Source organism: Nitrospirillum guaranorum (assembly GCF_034653275.1).
GTDB lineage: Bacteria > Pseudomonadota > Alphaproteobacteria > Azospirillales > Azospirillaceae > Nitrospirillum.
In genome coordinates this window covers 1259699-1282500 of record NZ_JAYEES010000001.1, presented here as the reverse complement: position 1 = coordinate 1282500, position 22802 = coordinate 1259699, and the positions used below count along the sequence as shown (strand labels likewise).

Below are 22802 nucleotides of genomic sequence, written 5' to 3'. Positions count from 1 at the left end.
AGTTCGCCATCACCAACGCCGGCCTCGTCACCGTGCTGCGCAACGACGGCACCATCACCGGTTCCCTGGGCAGCAACCGCTACGCCATCAAGAACGCCGCCACCATAGTCCGGCTGGACAACAGCGGCACCATCACCGGCGGCAATGCGGCCGTCTTCAACAGCGGCAGCATCGGCAGCCTGTCCAACAGCGGCGGCATGAACGCCAGCAACGCGGTCTACAACTTCACCGGCGGCATCATCGGCACGCTGTCGAATTCCGGCAGCATCACCGGCGGGGAGGGCATCGCCAACGGCGGCACGATGACCCTGCTGACCAACACCGGCCTTCTGGCCGGTAGTGGCGCCGGCGGCGTCATGAACAACGGTGTCCTGGGCACCTTGGTGAACAACGGCACCATTTCGAACGGCGCCTCCAGCAGCGGCAGCGCCGGCGTCTATGTCTTCGGCGGCACCATCGGCACCCTGGTCAACAACGGGGTGATCACCAGCGCCCATGTGGGCGTTTACAACCTCAGCACCATCGGCACCCTGACCAACAACAGCCTCATTTCCGGTGTCTTCAACGGCGTGGTCAACACCAGCCGTCTCACCCTGCTGGCCAACGGCGGCACCATCGACGGCAGCATCGGCGTCAACAACACCGGCACCATCGGCACCCTGGTCAACAGCGGTAGTATCGCCGGTTCCAACAAGGCCCTCTCCAACACCGGTACGATCACCCGCCTGATCAATGCCGGTACCATCGCCGGCGACATCGTCAGCGCCAGCGCGCTGACCATCGCCGGGGGCAGCGCTGGGACGGTGGGCACCTTCACGGGCCGCGCCGGCAGCCAAGGCCTCATCACCAGCACCATCGCCAACGTCGTGCTGGCGTCCGGCACCATCCTGCTGAACGACGTGGTCAACCTGAACACCCAGACGCTGGTCAACAACGGCGCCGGCCTGACGGTGACGGGCGCGACCATCATCGGTAACTACAGCCAGACGGGCGGCACGCTGGTGGTGGGGGCCGGCAGCGGCGCCCTGCTGGTCACCGGCACGGCCAGCATTTCCGGCGGCCTGCTGGGCGCGGCCGACGCCCCCGCCGCCAGCGGCGCCGTCAACGTGCTCGCCGGGGCCAGCGCCACCATCGTGGAGGCGGGGACCCTGGTCACCACCGGCCTGACCGCCAGCAACGCGGCCTATGGCACCGTCACGAACGGCAACTTCCAAGACCTGGTGCTGGTGCGGACGGGCGATTACATCGGCACCGTCTACGGCAGCCTGGGCGTCACCGGCCAGCTGAGCGCCACCACGGCGGTGATCGTGGCCGCCACCGGCACCCTGGGCACGCTGACCAACAGCGGCACCATCAACGGCGTGAACCAGACCGGCGTGTGGAGCGCCGGCACCATCGGCACCCTGGCCAACAGCGGCACGATCCGCGGCACGGTGGATGGCATCAACAACACCGTTTCCGCCACCCTGGGGCTGCTGACCAACAGTGGCGGGGGCATTATCGCCGGCACGCTGCGCGGCGTCGACAACGCCGGCACCATCGGCACGCTGGTCAACGAAGCCGGTGGCGTCATTTCTGGCAACAGCGTCGCGGTCTACAACCGGGGTGCGGGCGGCAGCATTGGCACGCTGAACAACGCCGGCACCCTGGCGGGTGTCGGCGGACGCTCCGCCATCGGTGTGTGGAACGCCGGCGCGATCGGCGCGCTGGTCAACGGTGGCGTGGTCTCGGGCGGTTCCACCGGCGTTTACAACGGCGGCGGCGGCAGCCTGGGCAGCCTGTCGAACGGCGGCAGCATCGGCGGCAAATCTGGCATCATCAACGCCGGGATCATCGGCGCGCTGCGGAACGACGGGACCATCACCGGCACCACCGGAAACAGCCGCTACGCCATCAAGAACACCGCCACCATAGTCTGGCTGGACAACACCGGCCTGATCAGCGGCGGCGGGGCCGCCGTCTACAGCACCGGCAGCATCGGCACGCTGTCCAACGGTGGAACCCTGTCCGGCGTCAACGCCGTCTACAACAATACCGGCGGTGTCATCGGCACGCTGTCGAACACCGGCGCCATCGCCGGCGAGGCCGGTGTCGGCAACGGCGGCGCCATCGGCCTGCTGGCCAACGGCGGCAGCATAGGCGGCAGTGGCATGGGCGGCGTGCTCAACACCGCCACCATCGGCACGCTGCTCAATGGCACCGCCGGCACCATCACCGGCCACACCGCGGGCGTCTACGCCTATGGCGGCACCATCGGGACGCTGGCCAACCGCGGTACCATCGCCGGCGACCTTATCGGCATCTACAACACCGGCATTCTGGGCACGCTGTCCAACAGCGGCACCGTCACCGGCGCCAACGCCGCCCTCGCCAACGCCGGTCAGATCGGCCTGCTATCCAACAGCGGCGTGGTCGCCGGCAACATCCTCAACACCGGTGCCGGCGCGCTGACCATCACCGGCGGCACCGGCGCCGCCACGGGCACCTTCACCGGCTACGCGGCGGGCGGCCAGGGCACCATCACCAGCACCGTCGCCGGCGTGGTGCTGGCCTCGGGCAACATCCTGCTGAATGACGCGGTCCACCTGGGCGGCCAGACGCTGGTGAACAGCGGTGCGGGCCTGACGGTGACCGGCGTGACCGTCACCGGCAACTACCGCCAGACGGGCGGCACCCTGGCGCTGAGCGCGGGCAGCGGCGCCCTGGTGGTCACCGGCACGGCCAGCATCACCGGCGGCATCGCCACGGCGGCCGGGCTGACCGGCGCCATCAACCTGCTGGCGGGTGACACCCATACCATCGTCGAGGCCGGCACCCTGGTGGCCAGCGGCCTGTGGGCCGGCAACGCCACCTACGGCACCGTCGCCCACGGCGGGCTGCAGGACCTGGTGCTGATCCAGACCGGGGACTATATCGGCACCGTCTACGGCAGCCTGGGCAACGCCGGCACCGTCAACGCCACCACGGCCTTGGCCGTGGCCGCCACCGGCACCCTGGGCACCCTGTCCAACAGCGGCACACTGGCGGGCAGCGCCCATGGCGTGCTGAACCAGGGCGGCATCGGCAGCCTGGCCAACGGCGCCGGCGGCCTGATCGCCGCCACCCAGGTGGGCATTGCGAACCTGGGTGGCACCATCGCCGTGCTCAGCAACGCCGGCACGATCAGCGGCCGCACCGGTGTCGTCAGCAGCGGCGGCATCGGCGCGTTGCTGAACAGCGGCGCCATCGCTGCCACGTCCTATGGCATCGTCAACACCATCGGCGGCACGATCGGCAGCCTGGGCAACAGCGGCAGCATCCGGGGCGGCGGGGGCATCAACAACGCCGGCGTCATCGGTACGCTGGTGAACGACAGCGCCATCGCCGCCGACCACATCGGCATCAGCAATGTCGGCAGCGTTGGCCGGCTGTCCAACGCCGGGGTGATCAGCGGCGCCTTCACCGCCCTGTTCAGCAACGGGACGATCGGCACACTGGCCAACACCGGCAGCATCGCCGGCGGCAACTGGGGCCTCTACAACGCGGACAGCATCGGCACCCTGCTGAACAGCGGCACCATCAGCGCCGTCAGCTGGGCCATCGACAATGAGGGCAGGCTGGGGCGGCTGGTCAACAGCGGCATCATCGCCGGCAACATCATCGACGCCAACACTGCTGGCGCCGGCCTGACCATCATCGGCGGCAGCGGAAACACGGTGGGCACCCTGACCGGCTATGCCGGGCGCAGGGCACCATCTCCATGCCCAATGGCGGCGACGTGGTGCTGGCGTCGGGCAAGATGCTGCTGAACGACGCGGTCAACCTGGCCTCGGGCGCGCTGGTCAATGCCGGCGCCTCGGTCACGCTGGTCAGCATCGTCACCGTCGCGGGCGATTTCCACCAGACGGCCGGCACCTTGCTGGCGGCGGCCGACGGCGGCGGCCTGGAGGTCAGCGGGTCGGCCAGCCTGACCGGCGGCACCCTGGGCATCCAGCACGACGGTGCCAATGTGCTGGCGGGCGACACCGTCACCGTGGTGGAGGCCGGCACCTTGTCCGTCGGCGGCGTGACCGGCATCAACGGCAGCCTGTCCACGGCCACCAGCGGGTCGGTCACCGGCCTGGTCCTGACCATGAGCGGTGACTATATCGGCGGCACCTACGGCAGCCTCGGCAGCGCCGGCCTGATCCAGTCCACCACCGCGGTGGCGGTGGGTACCAGCGGCACCCTGGGTACCCTATCCAACAGCGGGACCCTGGCGGGCACCCGCTTGGGCGTCGACAACCAGGGCAGCCTGGGCCTGGTGGACAACACGGGTACCCTGTCCGGCGGCATCGTGGCGGTCTACAACAACAGCGGCACCATCGGTACGGTGCGGAACAGCGGCACCATCGCCGGCGGCACTTATGCCGGCGTCTACAACGATGGCGGCACCATCGGCACGCTGTCCAACAGCGGCACCATCACCGATGCCTCGCTGGCGGCGGTTGCCAACGACCATGGTGGCACCATCGGCCGGATCGACAACGGCGGCACGCTGACCGGTGGCATCACCGGCGTGTGGAACGCCAGCGCCATCGGCACCGTGGCGAACAGCGGCCTGATCAGCGGCCCGATCGCCCTTTACAACGACGGCGGCACCATTGGCCTGGTGACCAACAGCGGCACCTTCGCCGGCACCATCCTCAACGCCTCGACATCCGCCCTGACCATCGCGGGCGGCAACTTCGACACCGTGGGCACCTTCACCGGCTATGCCCCGGGCAGCCAGGGCACCATCCTCAGCACGCTGGCCAACGTGGTGATGGTGTCGGGCAACGTGCTGCTGAACGACGCGGTGAAACTGGGCACCGGCACGCTGGTGAACAGCGGCGCCAACCTTCTGCTGAGCAACATCGTCACCGTCGCCGGCAACTACAGCCAGACGGGCGGCACCCTGACCGCCGTCATCGACACCGACGCCGCCGGTCAGCTGGTGGTCAGCGGCACCGCCAGCCTGACCGGCGGCACGGTCGCCGTCCAGTCGGGCAGCAACGCCATCGCCGGCGACCGCTACACCGTGGTGGAGGCCGGTACCCTGACCGCCACCGGCGTCACGGCGCGCAACGGCGTCCTGACCACGCTCACCAGCGGCTCGGTCACCGACCTGGTGCTGACGGTGGATGCCGACTATATCGGCGGCGACTATGGCACCCTGGTGAACACGGGGGCGGTCAGCGCCGTCACGGCGGTGCAGGTGGCACCCACCGGCACCCTGGCGGCCCTGTCCAACACCGGCACCCTGATGGGCAATATCTATGGCGTGGCCGTCGCCGGGGGCGGCACGCTGGGCTGGCTGACCAACGCCGGCACCATTTCCGGCGGGTCCACCGGCGCCACCAACCACGGCACGCTGGGGACCCTGGTGAACCAGGGCCTGATCACCGGCGCCGGCGCGAATGGCATCGCCAACGACGGGATCCTGGGCACGCTGGCCAACACCGGCACCGTCGCGGGGCATTGGGGCGCCCTGTACAATTCCGGCGGGACCCTGGGCGTGCTGGACAACAGCGGAGCCATGACCGGCGGCACGGCGGGCCTCTACAACGAGGCCGCCATCGGCACGCTGTTGAACAGCGGCACCATCGCGGGCGGCACCTATGCCGGCATCTACAGCAGTGGTTCCATCGGCAGCCTGGCCAACAGCGGCAGCGTCACCGGCGGCTATGCCGGCGTCCTGAACAAAGGGACGCTGGGCACCCTGTCCAACGACGGCGGCGGCGTCATTACCGGCTCCGCCACGGGCGTGTACAACCACGGCACCATCGGCGTGTTGAGCAACGCCGGCACCATCACCAGCGCCAACCTGGGTGTCTACAACCACGGCACCATCGACACCCTGGTCAACAGCGGCGTCCTGGCCGGCGCCACCGCCCTGCGGAACAGCGGCACCATCGGCGTGGTGGCGAACACCGGCGCCATCATCGGCAACGTGGTGAACGACGGTGCCACCGCCCTGGTCATCACCGGCGGCACGGGCGGCGTCGTGGGCACGCTGACCGGCGGCACCATCACCAGCACGGCCGCGAACGTGGTGCTGGCCTCCGGCACCGTGGCCCTGGACGACGCGGTGAACGTCGGCAGCCACACCCTGGTGAACAGCGGCGCGTCCGTCGTGTTGACCAGCGTGGTCGGCCTCACCGGCAACTACAGCCAGTCGGCCGGCACGTTGACCGCCGTCCTGGGCGCCGGCGGCGCCGGTGAACTGGTCGTCAGCGGCAATGCCAGCCTGACCGGCGGCACCGTGGCCGTCACGGCCACGGACGGCATGAACCTGATCGCCGGCGACAGCTACACCATCGTCGCGGCCGGCGGCAGCCTGTCGGCCATCGGCCTGAGGGCCGCGGCCGACGGCTTCAGCGCCACGCTGGGCACATCCGCCAACGGCGGCGCCACCGACCTGGTGCTGACCCTGGTCAGCGACTATGTCGGCGGCACCCTGGGCACCCTGACCAACAGCGGCACCATCCACGCCGCCACGGCGGTGAACATCGCCGCCGCCGGGTCCCTGGGCACGCTGGTCAACACCGGCGCCCTTATCGGCAACGTGGTGAACAACAGCGCCAACGACCTGGCGGTGGTGGGCGGCCCAGTGGGCGTAAATGGCGGCGGCACGGTGGGCAGCTTCACCGGCGGCACCATCCGCAACAGCCTGAGCAACCTCACCTTCGCCTCGGGTGCCGTCAGCCTGGGTGACGCCATCGACGTGACCGGCCACACGGTTGCCAATACCGGCGCCGTCATCGCGCTGGCCGGCGATGTCGGTGTCACCGGCAAATTCAGCCAGAGCGGCGGCACGCTGTCGGTGGACGGCCACGTGCTGGGCGTCAGCGGTGCCGCCAAGGTCACCGGCGGGGTGGTCAATGCCGGCCTGTCCGTTAGCGGCAACTACCTGGTGGGCGACAGCGCCACCCTGATCCAGGGTGGGGCGGGCTCCAGCTACACCGGCGCCGTGGTCACCAGCGGCGTGGCGGGCCTGGACGCCAGCGGCAGTGTCAGCGGCACCAGCCTGCTGGCGGTGGCGTCCAACGACTATATCGGCGGCACCCTGGCCAGCCTGGCCGTCACCGGGACGCTGACCAACACCGCCGGCGGCGCCACGGCTCTGTACATCGCCGCCACCGGCACGCTGGGCACCCTGGCCAATACCGGCGCCATCGTCGGCAACGTCACCAACCTGTCGGCGGGTGATCTGACCATCAGCGGCGGCAGCGGCGGCACGGTGGGTGTCTTCACCGGCGGCACCATCACCAACACCAGCAGCAACCTGGTGTTCGCGGCCGGTGACCTCAGCCTGGGTGACGACATCGACGTCACCGGCCACACGGTCACCAACGCCGGTGCCAACCTGTCGCTGGCCCGGAACGTGGCGGTGACCGGCGACTACGGCCAGTCGTCCGGCACCCTGGCCCTGTCCGGCCATACGCTGAGCGTCAGCGGGGCGGCCAGCCTCACGGGCGGCACCGTCAATGCCGGCCTGGCCCCCGTCGCCAACTACCTTGTGGGCGACAGCGTCACCCTGATCCAGGGCGGTGCGGGGTCCAGCTACGCCGGCGCCACCGTCACCAGCGGCCTCATCGGCCTGGACGCCACCGGCAGCGTCAGCGGCACCAACCTGCTGGCCGTGGCCGCCAACGATTATATCGGCGGCACGCTCGCCAGCCTGGCCGTCACCGGCACGCTGACCAACACCACGGGCGGCGCCACGGCGCTGTACATCGCCAGCACTGGCACGCTGGGCGGTCTGGCCAACACGGGTGTCATCGCGGGCAACATCACCAACCTGTCGGCCAACGACCTGGCCATCAGCGGCGGGACGGACGCGGCCCCGGGCACCCTGACGGGCCAGGGTGGCAGCCGGGGCACCATCACCAACAACCTGGCCAACCTGCGCTTCGTCTCCGGCACGCTGCTGCTGAACGACAACATCAGCGTGGGCAACCACAGCGTGGTCAACAGCGGGGCCACCCTGCTGGTGAACAGCGCCATCAACATCACCGGCAGCTACAGCCAGACGGCGGGCAACCTGGTGATCGGCGTGACGTCCACCAGCAACTACGGCAACCTGGTGATCAGCGGCAGCGCCAGCCTGACGGGCGGGTCGGTGACGCTGAAGGCCACCAGCGGCGCCCTGGCCGCCGGCAGCTACACCATCGCCACCGCCGGCAGCGGCCTGTCCACCAGCAACCTGGTGCTGACGGCGGCCGGCTACACGGTGACCAGCAGCACCATCACCAGCGGCGGCAAGACCGAGTTGGTGCTGACCCTGAACACCGCCAGTACCGGCACCACCGGTTCCGGCGAGGGCCCGGGGACGAACGGCGGTTCGTCCGGTGATGGCTCCTCAGGCAACGGCTCTTCAGGCAACGGCTCCTCGGGGAATGGCGCCTCCGGCAATGGGTCGTCCGGCACAGGCTCTTCCGGCACCGGGTCGTCGGGTGGCGGTTCCACGGGTGGCGGCACGACGACGCCGGCCACCACAAACTACACCGCCGTGGGCGTGGCGCAGGGCGGTGCGGCGGTGGGCACCGGCGCCGCGCTGGACGTCATCGCGGCCAGCGGCGGCTCGGCCGCGGCGGCCGTGCAGACGGCGGTGCTGGCGCCCCTGTCCACCCTGACCGGTACGGCCAAGCAGGTGGCGGTGGCCCAACTGGCGCCCAACCAGCTGACACCGCAGCTGACCACCAGCCTGGTCACCCCCACCACCACGGCCATCAGCCAGCACCAGCAGACGGTGGCGGGGCTGATGGACAGTTACGGCGGCAAGGGGGCCTCGGCCGGTGACGGCACGATGGGCGGCGTGCTGTGGGGCGAGGTGCTGGGCGGCGGCGCGTTGCGCGCCAACGCCACGGACGCCGCGGGCTACCGCGCCAGCAGCGCCGGTCTGGTGCTGGGGGCGGACTGGTACGCCGATCCCGAGGTCATGGCCGGCCTGGCGTTCAGCTGGCTGAACAGCGCCGCCGTGGGGCAGGGGGTGACGGCCGGCAGCCTGACGCGGGTGGGCAGCTATCAGCTGACCGCCTACAGCGTCTGGCGCCCGGCCTTCGCGGAGCAGCGGTTGTCGGTCGAGGGCCAGGTGGCGTTCGGCTACAACCACTACGACCAGCGCCGGACCATCGACTTCCTGGGCGCCCGCGCCAACGCCAACTACGGCGGGGAGCAGTACCTGGGCAAGGTGACGGTGGGTTACGCCATGCCGGATCGCAATGGCTTCACCCTGACGCCGCAGTGGAGCCTGCAGGCCGCCCGCCTGACCAACCATGCCTACAGCGAGCATGACGCCGGGGTGGCCGATCTGGATGTGGCCGCCATGACCACCAACAGCCTGACCCAGGAATTGGGCTTCAAGCTGGACACGGCCTTGAACACGGGCATCGGCAAGCTGATGCCGGACCTGAAGGTGGCGTGGGTGCACGACTACCTGAATGGCCCGGTGACGACCACCAGCGCCCTGGGCGGCGTCAGCTTCGCCAGTACCACCGGCCGGGTCAGCGCCGACGGCGTCGCCATCGGCCTGGGCGCCACCCTGGCCAAGGGCGACGGCGTCAGCCTGCGCCTGGAATACAGCGGCGAACTGCGCAGCGACTACCAAAGCCATGCCGGCGTCCTGCGCGCCAGCTGGGCGTTCTGACGGGGGAGGGAAGGCCGGGGCGCCGCCCGCCTTGGTCTTCCCTTAAGGCCATCCATTCCCCCCGATCTCGAGGGCCGGCGGGGGACGGGCGCGGGATGGTTCAGCGCGGCGTGGCCGGCACGGGCGGCGGGGGCAGCAGCCGGCCTTGCAGGGCGCGGTAGACGGTGCCGACGGCCACCACGCCCACCACCACATTGGCCAGCAGGAACAGTGCCGGGGCCAGCTGCGCCAGGACGCCGGTATCGCCCCGCGCCGCCATGCGCACCGGGGTGGTGGCCAGGGCGGTGGCGCCGAAGGTGAAGGCCCAGAAGGCGGGGGTGAAGGCCTCCTGCAAAATCCAGGGCAGCAGGCGCAGCAGCACCAGCGCCTGCAACAGGCCATAGCCGACCAGCATGCGGGGGAACAGGGCCGGCAGGTCCGGCGCCACGCTGATCAGGGCGACCGCCCCCACCACCGGCGGCGCCAACTGCACGCCCAGGGTCGGGCGCAGGGCGGGGGCCAGGGCCGGCGCGGTCAGCAGGCGGTGCAGTAGCACGGATTCGATGGCCAGCCAGCCGAAGAAGCCGGCGCCGAAGGCCATCTGTCCCGCCTCCCTATAGCCCAGGGCCGCCGCCATGATGCCGGCGACGAAGCTGCCCGCCACCGTGGGCAGGTACAACACGGCCGTGGTGGTGGCGGGATCGCGGCCACCCTGCCACAGCCCGCCCGTCCTCCACACCGCGAACAGCAGGGTGAAGGCGGCGCCCAGGGCGTACAGCACCAGGGCCAGGGGCCGTGAATGGGGCAAGGCGCCGCCCGCCACCAGCATGGTGGCGACGCCGGCCAGGCCGATGAAGCAGCACTGGACGGGGTGCTCGACCTCCGCCACGGCGGCCGCGCGGTGGTTGATCCATTTCGCGATGTACAGCAGCAGCACGACGGCCCACACGGCCGCGCCCGCGGCCATCAGCGCCTCGCCCACTGCCGCCGGCAGGCCCCAGGCGTCATGGGCCGCCCGCCAGCTGGCGCCCAGGCCGGTCAGGCCCAGCACGATGCCGAAGAAGGCGGCCGGTACGGGAGGCAGGAAGGGGCGGGTGCTCATGGGGGCTCCTTGACAGGTCGGGCGGCAGTCGCCGGGCAAATAGCCTGGCCGAATTGCCGCGCCCGTCAAGGCGGCGCTCAAGCCCCGCAACGAAGTTGGCGGGGACCCTAAATGGAATGCTTGCCTAAATGGAGTAGTTGAAGGACGTGTAGGCGAGGTCGCTCAGCACCTGGTCCAGCTGCTGGGCCGCCTGCCGACCCGCCTCGTCCACCTTCACCACCTTGGCCGGAATGCCGGCGACGGTGGAATAGGGCTCCGTCGGTCGCAGCACCACGGAGCCGGCGGCCACCCGCGTATAGGCGCCGATCTCGATATTGCCCAGGATCTTGGCGCCGGCGCCGATGATGGTGCCCTTGCGCACCTTGGGATGGCGGTCGGTCGTGTTCTTGCCGGTGCCGCCCAGGGTCACGTCCTGCAGCAGCGACACGTCATCCTCGATGACCGCCGTCTCGCCCACCACCAGGCCGGTCGCGTGGTCGAGGAAGACGCCTTGGCCGATGGTGGCCGCCGGGTGGATGTCGGTCTGGAACACTTCGGACGAGCGGCTTTGCAGGTACAGCGCGAAGTCCCGCGCCCCGTTGATCCACAGCCAGTGCGCCAACCGGTGGGTCTGGATGGCGTGGAAGCCCTTGAAATAGAGGAAGGGCTCGATCAGTCGGTCGCAGGCCGGGTCTCGGTCCAGCACGGCGGCGATGTCGGCGCGCAGGGCCGCCGCCAGGGTGGTGTCGTCGGCCGCCGCCTGGTTGAAGGTGTCGACGATCAGGGGCTGCGACACCACGTCGTTCTTCAGGCGCGCCGCGATGCGGTGGAACAGCGCGGTCTCGAACGAGGATTGGTTGATGATGGAATCCAGGAACAGGGGCGCCAGCATGGGCGCGCCGGCTAGCGCGTCCTCCGCCTCGGTCCGGATGCGATCCCACAGACCGTCGCCGGTCAGCTGGGCTGCTGCTTTTTCACGGCGCACCAAAGCCAACCGTCCCCCAAGCACCGGCATCGCCATCCCTCCGCCCACGCGTCCATGCGCCAGCGAAGGCTGCGCTCGGAAGCTATAAAGCCCCCGCCGGGGCGTCAACAATTTGACAATGCTCAAGCGACCGTCGCGGTTCCTTGAGCCCGCCTCATGAAATGGAAACAGCCGCGACACTATCGCGGCCGTTTCTTGTGTAAAATGACGCGTGTCACAGGGGCCTGGCGGCCCATGACCCGCACCTCACAAGGGCCGGCTAGCGGCCCATGACCTGCACCAGCTCGGCCGGGGCCTTGGCGAAGGGCTCGCGCGCGCCGTCGGCCGTCAGCTTGCCCGATGCGTCGTCCCAGCGCAGGGTGGCCGTGGCACCGCCCTTGCCCTTCTCATAGTCCAGGCTCAGGCCGTCGTCGTCGTAGACGGTGAAGCTGGCGTCGCGGCCGGGATAAACCTTCAACGCCACAATCTTCTGCTTCTCCGCCGTGGACTGCACGGCGGATCCCATGGGCACGATGGAACCCGCGCGCACGAACAGGGGGATCTGGTCGATGGGGGACGCCACGGTCACCCACTGGCCGCCGGCCAGCTTCTCGTTGGTCCAGTAGTTGTACCAGTCGGTCCCGGCCGGCAGGTACACCTGCTTGCGCGTCTGGCCCGGCTCCGTCACCGGCGCCACCAGGAAGGCCGGGCCGAACATGTACTCGGTGCCGATGTTCGCCACCGCGGGGTCGTGGGGGAAGTCCATCCACAAGGCCCGCATGAACGGCACGCCGGTATCGTGGGTGGCCTTGGCCTGGGCGTAGAGGTAGGGCACCAGGGCATAGCGCAGCGTGTCGTAGCGGGCCATGATGGCCTCCGCCTCCGGACCGAAGGCCCAGATCTCCGTGTGCTTGCGGTCGCCGTGCAGGCGCAGGGTGGGCAGGAAGGTGCCGTACTGGAACCAGCGGACCATCAGTTCCGGATAGTCGTGGTTCTGGCCCACCGTCTCCTCCGCGCCCGCCGGGCTGACCAGGGGCGTGCCGGTATAGCTGGTGGTTTGCGGCAGGTACTGCCAGCCGCCGATGTCGTTGCCCCAATAGGCGATGCCCGAGGCCGTCATGTTCAGGCCGGTGGGTATCTGGCGGGCCAGCACCTCCCACTGCGGGCTGATGTCCGACGACCAGAACAGGGCGCCGGTGCGCTGGGCGCCCAGGTAGGCCGCGCGCGACAGGATCAGCGGCCGGCGGTTGGGCCGCCAGGCCCGCAGGCCCTGCGACGCCTCCTCCACATGCAGCAGTGGGAAGAGGTTGTGGTACCGGTCGCCGGAACCGATGGAATAGAAGAAGCCGTCCGGCACCAGGTCCGGCTCCGTCTCATCCAGCCAGGGATAGTCGAAGCCGTGACTCAGCACGTTGTCGCGGGCGTGTTCCCAGAACCACTTGCGGGCGGCGGGGTTGGTCACGTCGATCAGGCCGCCCGTGCGGTCGGAGCGGAAGGGCAGGCCGTCCACGCTCTTGCCGTCCTCGTCCTTCAGCAGATAGCCCTTGGCGTCCAGCTCATTGAAATAGCGGCCCGAGGTTTCGAAACGCGGCCAGATGGAGATGATGGACTGCATGCCCATGGCGTGCAGGTCCTGGTTCATGGCGTCGGGGTTGGGGAACTCCGCCGGGTTGATGTCCAGCTGGCCCATGCGGGTCCAGTAGAACCAGTCGATGACCATGATATCCAGCGGGTACTTCTTCTGCCGGTAGGTCTTGGCCACGCGCAGGATCTCATCCTGGCTGTCGTACCGCGCCTTGGACTGGATCAGGCCGAAGGCGGCCTTGGGCGGAATGGGCGTCCTGCCGGTCAGGCGGGCATAGGCGCCGTAGATGTCGGCGGGCGTGTCGCCGGTGATGACGAAGAAGCTGACCCGCTCCCCCACGGTGGAGGTGAGGGAGGTGGCGCCGTTGATGCCGGCGTTCAGCACCGTCTCCGCCGGGTTGTCCCAGACGATGGCGTAGCCCTTGGAACTGACCAGCACGGGCACGCACACGGTCTCGCCGCCGGGCGCGTCGTACCAGTGCTTGCAGTCCAGGGTGCGGCCGCGCAGGTCCAGCGGACCGACCGACTGCTGGTTCTGGCCCATGCCGTAGTAATGCTCGTCCGCCGGCGACTTGAAGCTGGCACCCACCTGGTAGGTCTTCTCACCGGCCACGGTGTGGGGTGCCATGGACCAGCCGTCCATGGCAAGCACGACCTCACCCCGCGCGTTCTTCACCTGCAGGGTGACGGGCGGCAGCTGCGGCGCGAAATACTTCTCCATGGTGGAGGGCACGCGCGGCGCCTTGGCGGCGTCGACATGCAGGGTCAGCGCGCTGGAGGCGAAGCTGTCGCCGCCCTGGTCGCTGGTCCGGTGGAAGCCGCCGTTGTCCACGGCGCCGGGCAACAGGCCGTAGCCGGGGCCCTTCAGCGCCTGGTCCTTCTCGGTGGCGATGGTGACGCGCACCACGTTGGCGCCATAGCCTTCCACCGAGACGTAGGCGCCGTAGCGGTCCAGCACCGCGATGGGGTCGGCCTTCGCCGTCGTCGCCAGGGCGGCCGTCAGGGCCAGGGCAGACACGAAACCGGCCAGCGCCGCCCGTGGGAACGGCTTCCTTTTTCTCGAACTCAGCATCTTGCGACCATCCCCTCCGGATGCCGGGCGTGGTCCATCCCGAGGGGAGGCGGCCGGCTTTATCGGGCATTAATAATACAAAACCCTTCTCGCATGTCGCGGCCTTGGCGCCAAGACGGGAAAATGCGCCCGGAACCGAATGCCACGTCCCGTTGAAATGGATTTCAGACGGTGATTTCGATAGGAATGCCACCCGGAGCCCGCACCACCGCCTCATGGAACCCGTCGCCGGTATGGTTGGTGCTCACGCGTGCCCCGCCCGGGCGATGCGGCCGGCCAGCAGCGGCACGAGGGCCATCAGCAGGGCCAGCAGCCAAAAGGCCGTGGGCAGGCCGGCGGCATGCGCGACGAAGCCGATGCCGGCCGGGCCGGCCAGGATGCCGGCATAGCCGGTGGTGGTCAGGGCGGCGACGGCCAGGCCCACCGGCATCACGGTCTGGCTGCCCGCCAGGCGGAACAGCACCGGCACGATGTTGGAGGCGCCCAGGCCGATCAGCAGGAAGCCGGCGGTGGCCACCGCCGCCGTGGGGGCAATCAGCAGCACGGCCAGTCCCACGATGGCGCCGGCGCCGCCGCAGGCCAGCACCCGGCGATTGCCGAAACGCGCCACGATGCGGTCGCCCGTCAGCCGGCCCACGGTCATGGCGATGGAAAACACCATGTAGCCGAAGCCGCCCTGCGCCGTGTCCGCCAAACCGGCGCCGATGACCAGCAGCGCGCTCCAGTCCAGGATGGCGCCCTCGACCAGAAAGCAGATGGCCGCGAGCGCCGCCAACAGCAGAACGATGCCGTGGGGCGCCACCAGGGGCGTGGGTTCACCGCGCGCCGGCAGCAGGCGGGGCAGGGCCAGCAGGACGGCCGCCAGCACCAGCCCGGCGCTGAGCAGCGTGGCGGCCAGCGGAGCCGTCCCCATGGACAGCAACAGGGTCATGCCGCCGGACCCGAGGAAGCCGCCGACGCTGAACATGGCATGGAAGCCGGACATCAGCGGCTGGCCGGCACCCCGCTCCACCTCCACCGCATGGACGTTCATGGCAACGTCAATGGTGCCCAGCGCGGCGCCGAAGCCCAACAGGGCGGCGGCCAAGGTGGTCACGTTGCCGGCGACGGACAGCAGCGGCAACAACAGGGCCAGGGCGACGCCGCCGGCCAGGATCATGGGTTTGCTGCCCCAGCGGGCGCTGAGAAATCCCGTCAGCGGCATGGCGAGGATGGAGCCGATGCCCAGGCACAGCAGGATCAGGCCCAACTGCCCGTCGTCGGTGCCGACACGGGCCTTGGCCAGCGGCACCAGCGGCGCCCAGCAGGCCATGGCGAACCCGGCGGCCAGGAAGGCGAGGCGTGTGGCCAGGCGGGCACCGGCGGGAATGGAAAGGGGGCTCATGAACGTTCCCAGTCAATAGAGGCGGGGGTTCAACCCCGCGGTCCCGGTCAGGGGACGGCATATGGTCGTGAATCCCGCTTAATGGATTTATCGTTAAACCAAAAGCATGAATTTGACGCCCGCGAGGGCGGGTGAAACGGGGGCGCTTGGCGCCGGCGGGAACTTTGCCCCCGCGCGGCCGGTTTTCCCGACGGTGAAAACGGAGGGTCCCCCACGATGTCCAATACCCAGGAAACCACCGGTGACGACACCCCGGCGGCGGAGCTCAACATCAGCCTGGAAAAGGTCTGCTTCATCATCGTCAAGGCGCGGGAATTCGACGTGAAGGTCGATCCGGTGGAACCGGACCCGGCATCCAACCCCGCCGATGACGGTGAGCGCGGCGTGCTGGAGGATTACGACGACGACCCCACCCAGGCGGAACTGGTGGGCGCCATCACCTCCCTGAACGAGGATGAGGTGGTGGATCTGATCACCCTCACCTGGATCGGGCGGGGCGACTACACCGCCGCCGAGTGGAACGAGGCCCGCGCCCTGGCGTTCGAGCGCCACCGGGAAAGGTCCGCCCGTTACCTGATCGGCATCCCCACCTTGGGCGACTTCCTCGAGGAGGGCCTGGCCGCCCTGGGCCATTCTTGCGAGGAATTCGAGGTGGATCGCCTGTGACGGCGGGGAAAGGCGGCATTCAAAAAATCCCGGAACCGGGGCGGGGCTCAGGAATTGAGTGCTGGCCGGCAGCCGATGCCGACGAGCCGATGCGGCGCCGGCCATCATAAAGACATCCCGCGTCCAATCCCCAGGAGGAACACCATGGGTTTGTTCACCAAGGACATTGAGACCATGAACGACCTGTTCGTTCATCAGTTGAAGGACATCTACTACGCGGAAAAGCGCATCCTGAAGGCGCTGCCCGACATGATCGAAAAGGCCACCAACCCGGAACTGAAGCAGGGCTTCCAGACCCACCTGCGGGAGACCGAAGGCCAGATCCAGCGGCTGGAGCAGGTGTTCCGCCAGCACGGCGTGGAGCCGGAGGCGGTGAAGTGCCCCGCCATCGACGGCATCATCGATGAGACCGATGACATCGCCGGCGACGTGGACGACAAGCAGGTGCTGGACGCCGCCTTGGTCGCGGCCGGCCAGGCGGTGGAGCATTACGAGATCTCGCGCTACGGCACGCTGGTGACCTGGGCCAAGCTGCTGGGCCGCGACGACTGCGCCGCCCTGCTGCACCAGAACCTGGAAGAGGAAAAGGCCACGGACGAGAAGCTGACCATGCTGGCCAAGTCCCACATCAACGCCATGGCGGCGGAATAAGCGGGGGCCCGTCAGCCGGCCCCATCAACCGGTCGTCGCCTGGCTGACCCCCTTCGCCCGTTTGGAGGCCGTTCCCCGCACGCCGGCGCGGGGGACGGCCTTTTTCGCAGGCGTGCCGTCGGTTCCGCTTCGCTCCGACTTGGTCCGCGCCATCTTGCGGTTGGCCAGCGCCTCGGCGAAGGCCTCGCCCCACGCCAGGGCGGAGGTGTCCTTGATGACGTCCCACAGGTCGCGCCAACGTTCCCGCCGTTCCGCCAGCGGCATGGTCAGGGCTCGGCGCAGGGCCTCCTCGATCTGATCGGAATCATACGGGTTGACCTGCAGGGCGGCGCCCAGCTGGGTGGCGGCGCCGGCGAAGCGCGACAGCACCAGCACGCCCGGATCCTCCGGGTCCTGGGCGGCCACGAACTCCTTGGCCACCAGGTTCATGCCGTCCCGCAGGGGCGTGACCAGGCCCACGCGGGCATGCCGCATGTAGCTGGCCACGGTATTGCGGGTGCTGCTCTGCGTCACCAGCTTCAGCGGGGTCCAGTCGGGTTCGGCGTAGGCGCCGTTGGTGGCGCCGGCGATCTTTTCAAGCTCGCGCAGCAGGCTGCGGTAGGCTTGGACGCCCTCGCGCGACTTGGCGGCGATCTGCAGCAGGCTGACGCGGCGGTGCCACTTCGGTTCGGCCGCCAGGAACTGGCGGAACGCGGTCAGCCGTTCAACCAGGCCCTTGCTGGGGTCCAGCCGGTCGACACCCAGCACCAGGGCGCGGTCGCGCAGGTTGTGGGCCAGATCCTGGGCCGGGCGCCGTTCCATGGCGGCGTCGGTCACGCGCGCGAACTCCCGCGCGTCGATCTCCACCGGGAAGACGCCCAGGCGCACGGTGCGGTCGCCCAGGCTGAGGGCCAACTTACCCACCCGCCGGGCGCCGGCGTATTGCGCCGCCGTCTGGGCGAAGTGTTCCGCGTCCGCCGCTGTCTGGAAGCCGATGAGGTCGGCGGCGAGCACATCCTGCACCAGGCCCAGCAGGCCTTCGGAGATGGCGGCCACCGCCGGCGGCGGAAAGGGGATGTGCAGGAAAAAGCCGATGGGGTTGGCGACCTTCAGGTCCCGCAGGGCCGCCGGCACGGCCAGCAGCTGATAGTCCTGCACCCAGATCAGGTCGTCCTTCCTCAACAGGCCCTTCAGGGCCGTGGCGAAGCGGACGTTCACGGCGCGATAGGTTTCCAGCTCGTTCCGGTGGAAGCTCACCACGCCGGGCAGGATGTGCATCAGCGGCCACAGCACGCCGTTGGCGAAACCGAGGTAGTATTTGCGATGCTCATCCGGCGTCAGGTCGATCATGGCGCAGCTGATGCCCTGGCGGTCGACCACGCGGGGTTCCGGATCCGGCTGGTCCGCCAGCGCGTCGCTCCACCCGAACCATAGGCCCTTGTGCCGGCGCAACAGGCCGACCAGCGCCACGACCAGACCACCGGCCTGTGGCGTGCCGGCGGCCGGAACCCGGTTGGAAACGATCACCAGGCGCTTCATGCATGCCCCCTCGATAGAATGTCTGCCCACGCAAGGCAACATCCAGGGGGCGCGCAGGTTCCCAAGCGGGGCGAAAAATGTCCCGTTCTTCAATGGCTTCCAGGGTGGTCCCCCAAACCCACCACGGTGGCCCCCGGTGTGGGTAGGGCGTAGGCCATGATGTAGTCGCCGTTGCGCGTGCGCAGCCCGCCATGCCCGCCGGCGGCGATGATCACGTATTGCCGCCCATCCTTGCCCTGGTAGGTCATGGGGTTGGCCTGGCCGCCGGCCGGCAGGCGCGCCTTCCACAGCTCCCGGCCGGTGTGTTCGTCGAAGGCGCGCAGGTACTGGTCGGCCGTGGCGCCGATGAAGATCACGCCGCTGGCCGTCACCAGGTTTCCGCCGATGTTGAAGATGCCCGTGGGCAGGGGAAGGTTCGTCCGCGTGTTGAACAGGTTGGTGTCCCGCGTGGTGCCCAGCGGGCGCTGCCAGACGATGGTTCGGCTCTGCAGGTCGATGGCCACCAGCTTGCCCCAGGGCGGGGCGTGGCAGGGTGCGCCAAAGGCGCCCAGCCAGGGTTGGACCACGGCGGCGTAGGGCGTGCCGTACTGCGGCCCGATGCTGAAGTCCTTGGGCTTGGGATAGGGCTCGCTCCACCCTTTCCACGGCTTGATCATGCCCTTTTTCATCGCCTCCTCACGCGGGAGGATATCGACGGTGAAGGGGATGTAGCTGGCGTTGGCGATCAGCAGATGGCGGCTGGGGTCGATGCTGGCGCCGTGCCAATCGACCACGCCGTCGAAGGCGGGATAGGCGATGGTGCCGCGGTCCAGCGTGGGCGGAGTGTAGAGCCCGTCGTAGCGCCGGCGCTGGAAATCCAGCCGGCACAGCAACTGGTCGATGGGCGTGGCGCCCCAGGCGTCCGTGGCCTTCAACGGCGGTGGCGTCAGCGACGGCATGCCGGTTGAAAAGGGCTGCGTGGGGGATAGGCGCTCACCCGGCAAGCCCTGGCCCGGCACCGCCTTCTCCTCCACCCGCGCCAGCGGACGGCCATCGCGCCGGTCCAGCAGGTACAGCTCCCCCATCTTGGTGGTCTGCACCAGGGCGGGAACGACGCCGTCCGGCGTCGACACGTCCACCAGCGATGGGCCGATGGGCAGATCGAAGTCCCAGACGTCGTGGTGCACCGTCTGGAAGTGCCAGCGCTCCTGCCCCGTGGCGATGTCCAGGGCCACCAGGGCGCTGGAATAGGCATCGTCAAACGGCCGGCGGTCGGCGCCGTAATAGTCCGGCGTGGCGTTGCCCAGGGGGATGTAGACCAGGCCCAGCGCCGGGTCGGCGGTGTAGGTGCCCCAGCCGTTGGGCGTGCCCCGGGTGTAGACCTCGCCCGGTTTCAGCGGCGCCGTCGGATCGGCCCGCCCCATGTCCCAGGCCCAGGCCAACGCGCCGCTGACGGGATCATAGGCCCGCACCACGCCCGAGGGTTCGCCCTTGGCCTGGTTGTCGTAGATCCAGCCGCCCAGGATGACGCGGTTGTTCACCACGAGCGGCTGCGAGGTGATGAAATGGAAGCCAGGCGGCACCGGCCCCATGGCGTCCGTCAGGCTGACGAAGCCGTTGGTGCCGAAATCGGGGCAGGGCTGGCCCGTGTCGGCGTCCAGGGCCATCAGCCGCGCGTCCGCCGTGGTGGCGATGATGCGGCGGGGGCAGGCGGCCGCCATGGGATCCGTCATGGGGCCCAGGGCGGTGGGCGCCGCCTCGGCCGGCTTCTCATAATAGGCCACGCCCCGGCAGGCCAGGTATTCGTTGGCCGAGGTGTCGTTGTGCGGATCGTATTTCCACTTCACGGTGCCGGCGGTGGCGTCCAGGGCGATGACCTGGCGGTGCGGCGTGCAGAAATAAAGGGTGTCGTTCACCTTGATGGGCGTCGCCTCGAAATTGAATTCCCGCCCGTTCTTGTTTTCGAAGTCGCTGGGCAGGTCACCCGTGCGGTAATACCAGGCCAGTTCCAGCTGGCTCACATTGTCCGGCCGGATCTGGCTCAGGGGGGAGAAGCGGTCGCCATCGGCGGTACGGCCATAGTACCGCCAGCCGTCCTGGGGCACCGGCGGATTGGGCGCCGGCTCCGTGACCGGCTTGCCGCCGACCAGAGGGCTGCCGTCCACGGTGCGGAGGGCGGAGACGCGGTAGCCCAGCACCACGACGGCCACCACCGCCAGGGCATAGACGCCCATGCCCAGCCAAGGGCGATAGGTCAGGGGCCGTGGCTGGACGCTGTGCGTGGCCAGCGGATCGTCCTCGGGTGGCCCCGGTGGGCGCGGCGCGCCATGCAGCGGGCGCACCACCCAGGGCAGGCTGAGCCAGATGCCCAGCAGGGCCGGCGTCAACAGGCGGGGCACCAGTTGCCAGCCGTCCAGCCCCACCTCCCAGTAGGCCCACAGCACCGTCGCCAGGAACAGCAGGGCGTAGAGCCACAAGCCTTCCCACCGGCCCAGGCCCAGCAGCACGCCCACCGCCACCAGCGTCAGGCCGGCCAGCAGGTAGTACCAGCTGCCGCCCGCCACGATCAGCCAGCCGCCGGGGATGGCAAGGGCCAGCCCGAGCAGGATGACGACGACGCCCGTCAAGCCGGGCCACGATAGCCAGGAGGAGAACCGGCGCGATTTCGAGGACGTAGGCATGGGGTCCCATCTCCGTTCGTCAACGCGAAACGCCGCAACGCGGGGCGGGTTCCGCCTCAATAATCCGGCGGGTCGGGCAACCGCGCCGGATCCACCGGCTGCCAGCCCAGGCCCAGGCTTTTCTGCAGGGCGATGTAGTCGTTGCTGGTTTGCGCCTGTGCCTGGGCCAGGCTCTGCTCCACCTGCAAACGCTGGCGCTCGGCGTCCAGCGCCTCCAGCGCGGTGGCGGTGCCGCCGCGATAGCGGGCGTCGGCCAGGCGCTGGGCCCGGGTGGCCACGTCCAGCGCGACCGCCAGCTGGAAGGTGGCCTCGCGCTGGTGGCCATAGCGCGACAGGCCGCTTTCCGCGTCCTGCAGGGCCTGCAGCACGGTGTTCTGGTACTGGGCCAGACCCTCCTGATTGGCGGCGCTGGCTTGGCGGATCTGGGCGCGCACCCGCCCCCAGTCCAGCACGTTCCAGCTCAGCATGGGCGCGCCGATCATGCTGAGGCTGCTGCTGCGGAACAGGGTGTCCACCTTGTTGGAGCCGAAGCCGATGCTGCCGAACAGGCTGACGCTGGGGAACAGCTGGGCCACGGCGTGGCCGATTTCCGCATTGCTGGCGGCCAGCTGGCGTTCGGCGGCGCGGATGTCCGGCCGGCGGCGCAGCAGGGCGGCCGGATCGGCCACCGGCACGACCGCCGGCGGCAGGGGCAGGGGGCGTAAAGGCCTCAGCTCATCATCCAGGGTGCCAGGCTCCTGCCCCACCAGCAGGGCCAGCTGGTCCATGGCCTGTTCCACCTGGCCTTCCAACGGCGGGATCTGCGCATCGGTCTGGCGGGCCTGGGTTTCCATCCGGGCCACATCGGCGTCGGTGGCCGTGCCCAGGCGGCGCTTGTCCGCCGTCAGGTCCAGCATGCGGTGCTCGGCCGCCGCCGAGGCGCGGGTCAGGTCCAGCCGGTGCTGGGCGTCGCGCAGGCCGACATAGGCCTGGCCCACCTCCGCCGCCAGCTGCACCTGGGCATCCTCCACCCGGGCGGCCGCAGCGTCGGTCTGGGCCGCCGCCGCCTCGACCTCCCGCCGCGTCCCGCCGAACAGATCCAGTTCCCAGCGCGCGTCGAAACCCAGGTTGTACAGTTCCGTCGTCACATGGTTGGGGATGTCGACATGGGGCGGCGTGCCGCCGGGGAACAGGCCGGGGTTGGTCAGCGCCTCCCGCGCCAGGGCGGCGTTGATCTGGTTGTCGGCCGTGGACAGGGCGCCGGTGGGGATGCGCGCCTTGGCCGCCAGGGCGGTGGCGTTGCCTTGCGGGAACAGGGCGGCGCGCTGCTGCGCCACCAGGGCGCGCGCCTCCAGCACGCGGGCCTGCGCCGCCTTCAGCGTGGGGCTGGCGGCCAGCGCCTGATCCACCAGGCGCGCCAGTTCCGGATCGCCCACGCCGTCCCACCAGCGCGCCGGCGGGGTGGCGATGTCCACCGGGGCGCTGGCGGCGCGGTGGAACTGGCCGGCGGCCTCGGACCGGGGCGCCACGTCGGGCGGGCCCTGATAGTCGGGCCCCACCGTGCAGGCGGCGGCCAGCAACAAGGGCAGGGGGAAGAAGGCCAGGCGCCGCATCG

The 22802-nt window shown here is 69.7% G+C and carries 11 protein-coding genes (1 of these 11 cut by a window edge); 4 read left to right on the top strand and 7 right to left on the bottom strand.

The features are described from left to right. Positions 1 to 3788, top strand: partial view of a beta strand repeat-containing protein gene (locus UAJ10_RS05180; RefSeq protein ID WP_322914293.1) — the 3' portion only. The gene continues 1363 nt to the left of window position 1, outside the view; 3788 of the gene's 5151 nt are visible here — the last part of the coding sequence; its start codon lies off the left edge, out of view; the stop codon is at positions 3786 to 3788. Continuing rightward, the gene (locus UAJ10_RS05175; RefSeq protein WP_322914292.1) at positions 3740 to 9649 is read left to right on the top strand and encodes a hypothetical protein; all 5910 of its coding nucleotides are present in this window, start codon (positions 3740 to 3742) and stop codon (positions 9647 to 9649) included. The genes UAJ10_RS05180 and UAJ10_RS05175 overlap by 49 nt, the downstream gene beginning before the upstream one ends. Before the next feature lie 100 nt (positions 9650 to 9749). Here UAJ10_RS05175 and tehA read toward each other — a convergent pair whose 3' ends face one another. The 4 genes from tehA to UAJ10_RS05155 all read right to left on the bottom strand — a co-directional run bounded on the left by tehA (position 9750) and on the right by UAJ10_RS05155 (position 15713). Then, positions 9750 to 10730 carry a dicarboxylate transporter/tellurite-resistance protein TehA gene (gene tehA / locus UAJ10_RS05170; RefSeq protein WP_322914291.1) on the bottom strand — a complete coding sequence of 327 codons (981 nt, stop codon included), beginning with the start codon at positions 10728 to 10730 and terminating at the stop codon, positions 9750 to 9752. A 124-nt stretch (positions 10731 to 10854) separates the two neighbouring features. Next, positions 10855 to 11724 carry a serine O-acetyltransferase gene (gene cysE, locus UAJ10_RS05165; RefSeq protein WP_322914290.1) on the bottom strand — a complete coding sequence of 290 codons (870 nt, stop codon included), beginning with the start codon at positions 11722 to 11724 and terminating at the stop codon, positions 10855 to 10857. Positions 11725 to 11953: 229 nt separating this feature from the next. Continuing rightward, on the bottom strand, positions 11954 to 14329 hold the full coding sequence (locus tag UAJ10_RS05160) for a glycoside hydrolase family 31 protein (RefSeq protein ID WP_322914289.1): 2376 nt from the start codon (positions 14327 to 14329) through the stop codon (positions 11954 to 11956). A 244-nt stretch (positions 14330 to 14573) separates the two neighbouring features. Then, complete coding sequence (locus tag UAJ10_RS05155; protein ID WP_322914288.1) at positions 14574 to 15713, bottom strand: MFS transporter; 1140 nt, start codon at positions 15711 to 15713, stop codon at positions 14574 to 14576. A 216-nt stretch (positions 15714 to 15929) separates the two neighbouring features. Here UAJ10_RS05155 and UAJ10_RS05150 point away from each other — a divergent pair, with 216 nt between their 5' ends. Together UAJ10_RS05150 and UAJ10_RS05145 are read left to right on the top strand one after the other, a co-directional pair. After that, on the top strand, positions 15930 to 16379 hold the full coding sequence (locus UAJ10_RS05150) for a DUF3775 domain-containing protein (RefSeq protein WP_322914287.1): 450 nt from the start codon (positions 15930 to 15932) through the stop codon (positions 16377 to 16379). Positions 16380 to 16523: 144 nt separating this feature from the next. Next, complete coding sequence (locus UAJ10_RS05145) at positions 16524 to 17030, top strand: YciE/YciF ferroxidase family protein (protein WP_040846655.1); 507 nt, start codon at positions 16524 to 16526, stop codon at positions 17028 to 17030. Positions 17031 to 17054: 24 nt separating this feature from the next. On the opposite strand, the gene UAJ10_RS05140 is transcribed toward UAJ10_RS05145, so the two are convergent. From UAJ10_RS05140 to UAJ10_RS05130, 3 genes are all read right to left on the bottom strand, one after another. Then, positions 17055 to 18548, bottom strand: coding sequence for an alpha,alpha-trehalose-phosphate synthase (UDP-forming) (locus UAJ10_RS05140; RefSeq protein WP_322914286.1), 1494 nt, complete (start codon positions 18546 to 18548; stop codon positions 17055 to 17057). Positions 18549 to 18637: 89 nt separating this feature from the next. Next, a complete protein-coding gene (locus UAJ10_RS05135; protein ID WP_322914285.1) occupies positions 18638 to 21208 on the bottom strand; it encodes a membrane-bound PQQ-dependent dehydrogenase, glucose/quinate/shikimate family in 2571 nt (856 codons plus the stop codon). A gap of 56 nt (positions 21209 to 21264) precedes the next feature. Further along, positions 21265 to 22800 (bottom strand): efflux transporter outer membrane subunit, encoded by a 1536-nt coding sequence (locus tag UAJ10_RS05130; RefSeq protein WP_322914284.1) that lies wholly within the window; start codon positions 22798 to 22800, stop codon positions 21265 to 21267. Positions 22801 to 22802 lie beyond the last annotated feature (2 nt).

Bases quoted from the DNA above. Each gene is read 5' to 3' on its own strand.
- UAJ10_RS05175 (WP_322914292.1), top strand. From the start codon at position 3,740: ATGCCCAATGGCGGCGACGTGGTGCTGGCGTCGGGCAAGATGCTGCTG.
- tehA (WP_322914291.1), bottom strand. From the start codon at position 10,730: ATGAGCACCCGCCCCTTCCTGCCTCCCGTACCGGCCGCCTTCTTCGGC.
- cysE (WP_322914290.1), bottom strand. From the start codon at position 11,724: ATGCCGGTGCTTGGGGGACGGTTGGCTTTGGTGCGCCGTGAAAAAGCA.
- UAJ10_RS05160 (WP_322914289.1), bottom strand. From the start codon at position 14,329: ATGCTGAGTTCGAGAAAAAGGAAGCCGTTCCCACGGGCGGCGCTGGCC.
- UAJ10_RS05155 (WP_322914288.1), bottom strand. From the start codon at position 15,713: ATGAGCCCCCTTTCCATTCCCGCCGGTGCCCGCCTGGCCACACGCCTC.
- UAJ10_RS05150 (WP_322914287.1), top strand. From the start codon at position 15,930: ATGTCCAATACCCAGGAAACCACCGGTGACGACACCCCGGCGGCGGAG.
- UAJ10_RS05145 (WP_040846655.1), top strand. From the start codon at position 16,524: ATGGGTTTGTTCACCAAGGACATTGAGACCATGAACGACCTGTTCGTT.
- UAJ10_RS05140 (WP_322914286.1), bottom strand. From the start codon at position 18,548: ATGAAGCGCCTGGTGATCGTTTCCAACCGGGTTCCGGCCGCCGGCACG.
- UAJ10_RS05135 (WP_322914285.1), bottom strand. From the start codon at position 21,208: ATGCCTACGTCCTCGAAATCGCGCCGGTTCTCCTCCTGGCTATCGTGG.
- UAJ10_RS05130 (WP_322914284.1), bottom strand. From the start codon at position 22,800: ATGCGGCGCCTGGCCTTCTTCCCCCTGCCCTTGTTGCTGGCCGCCGCC.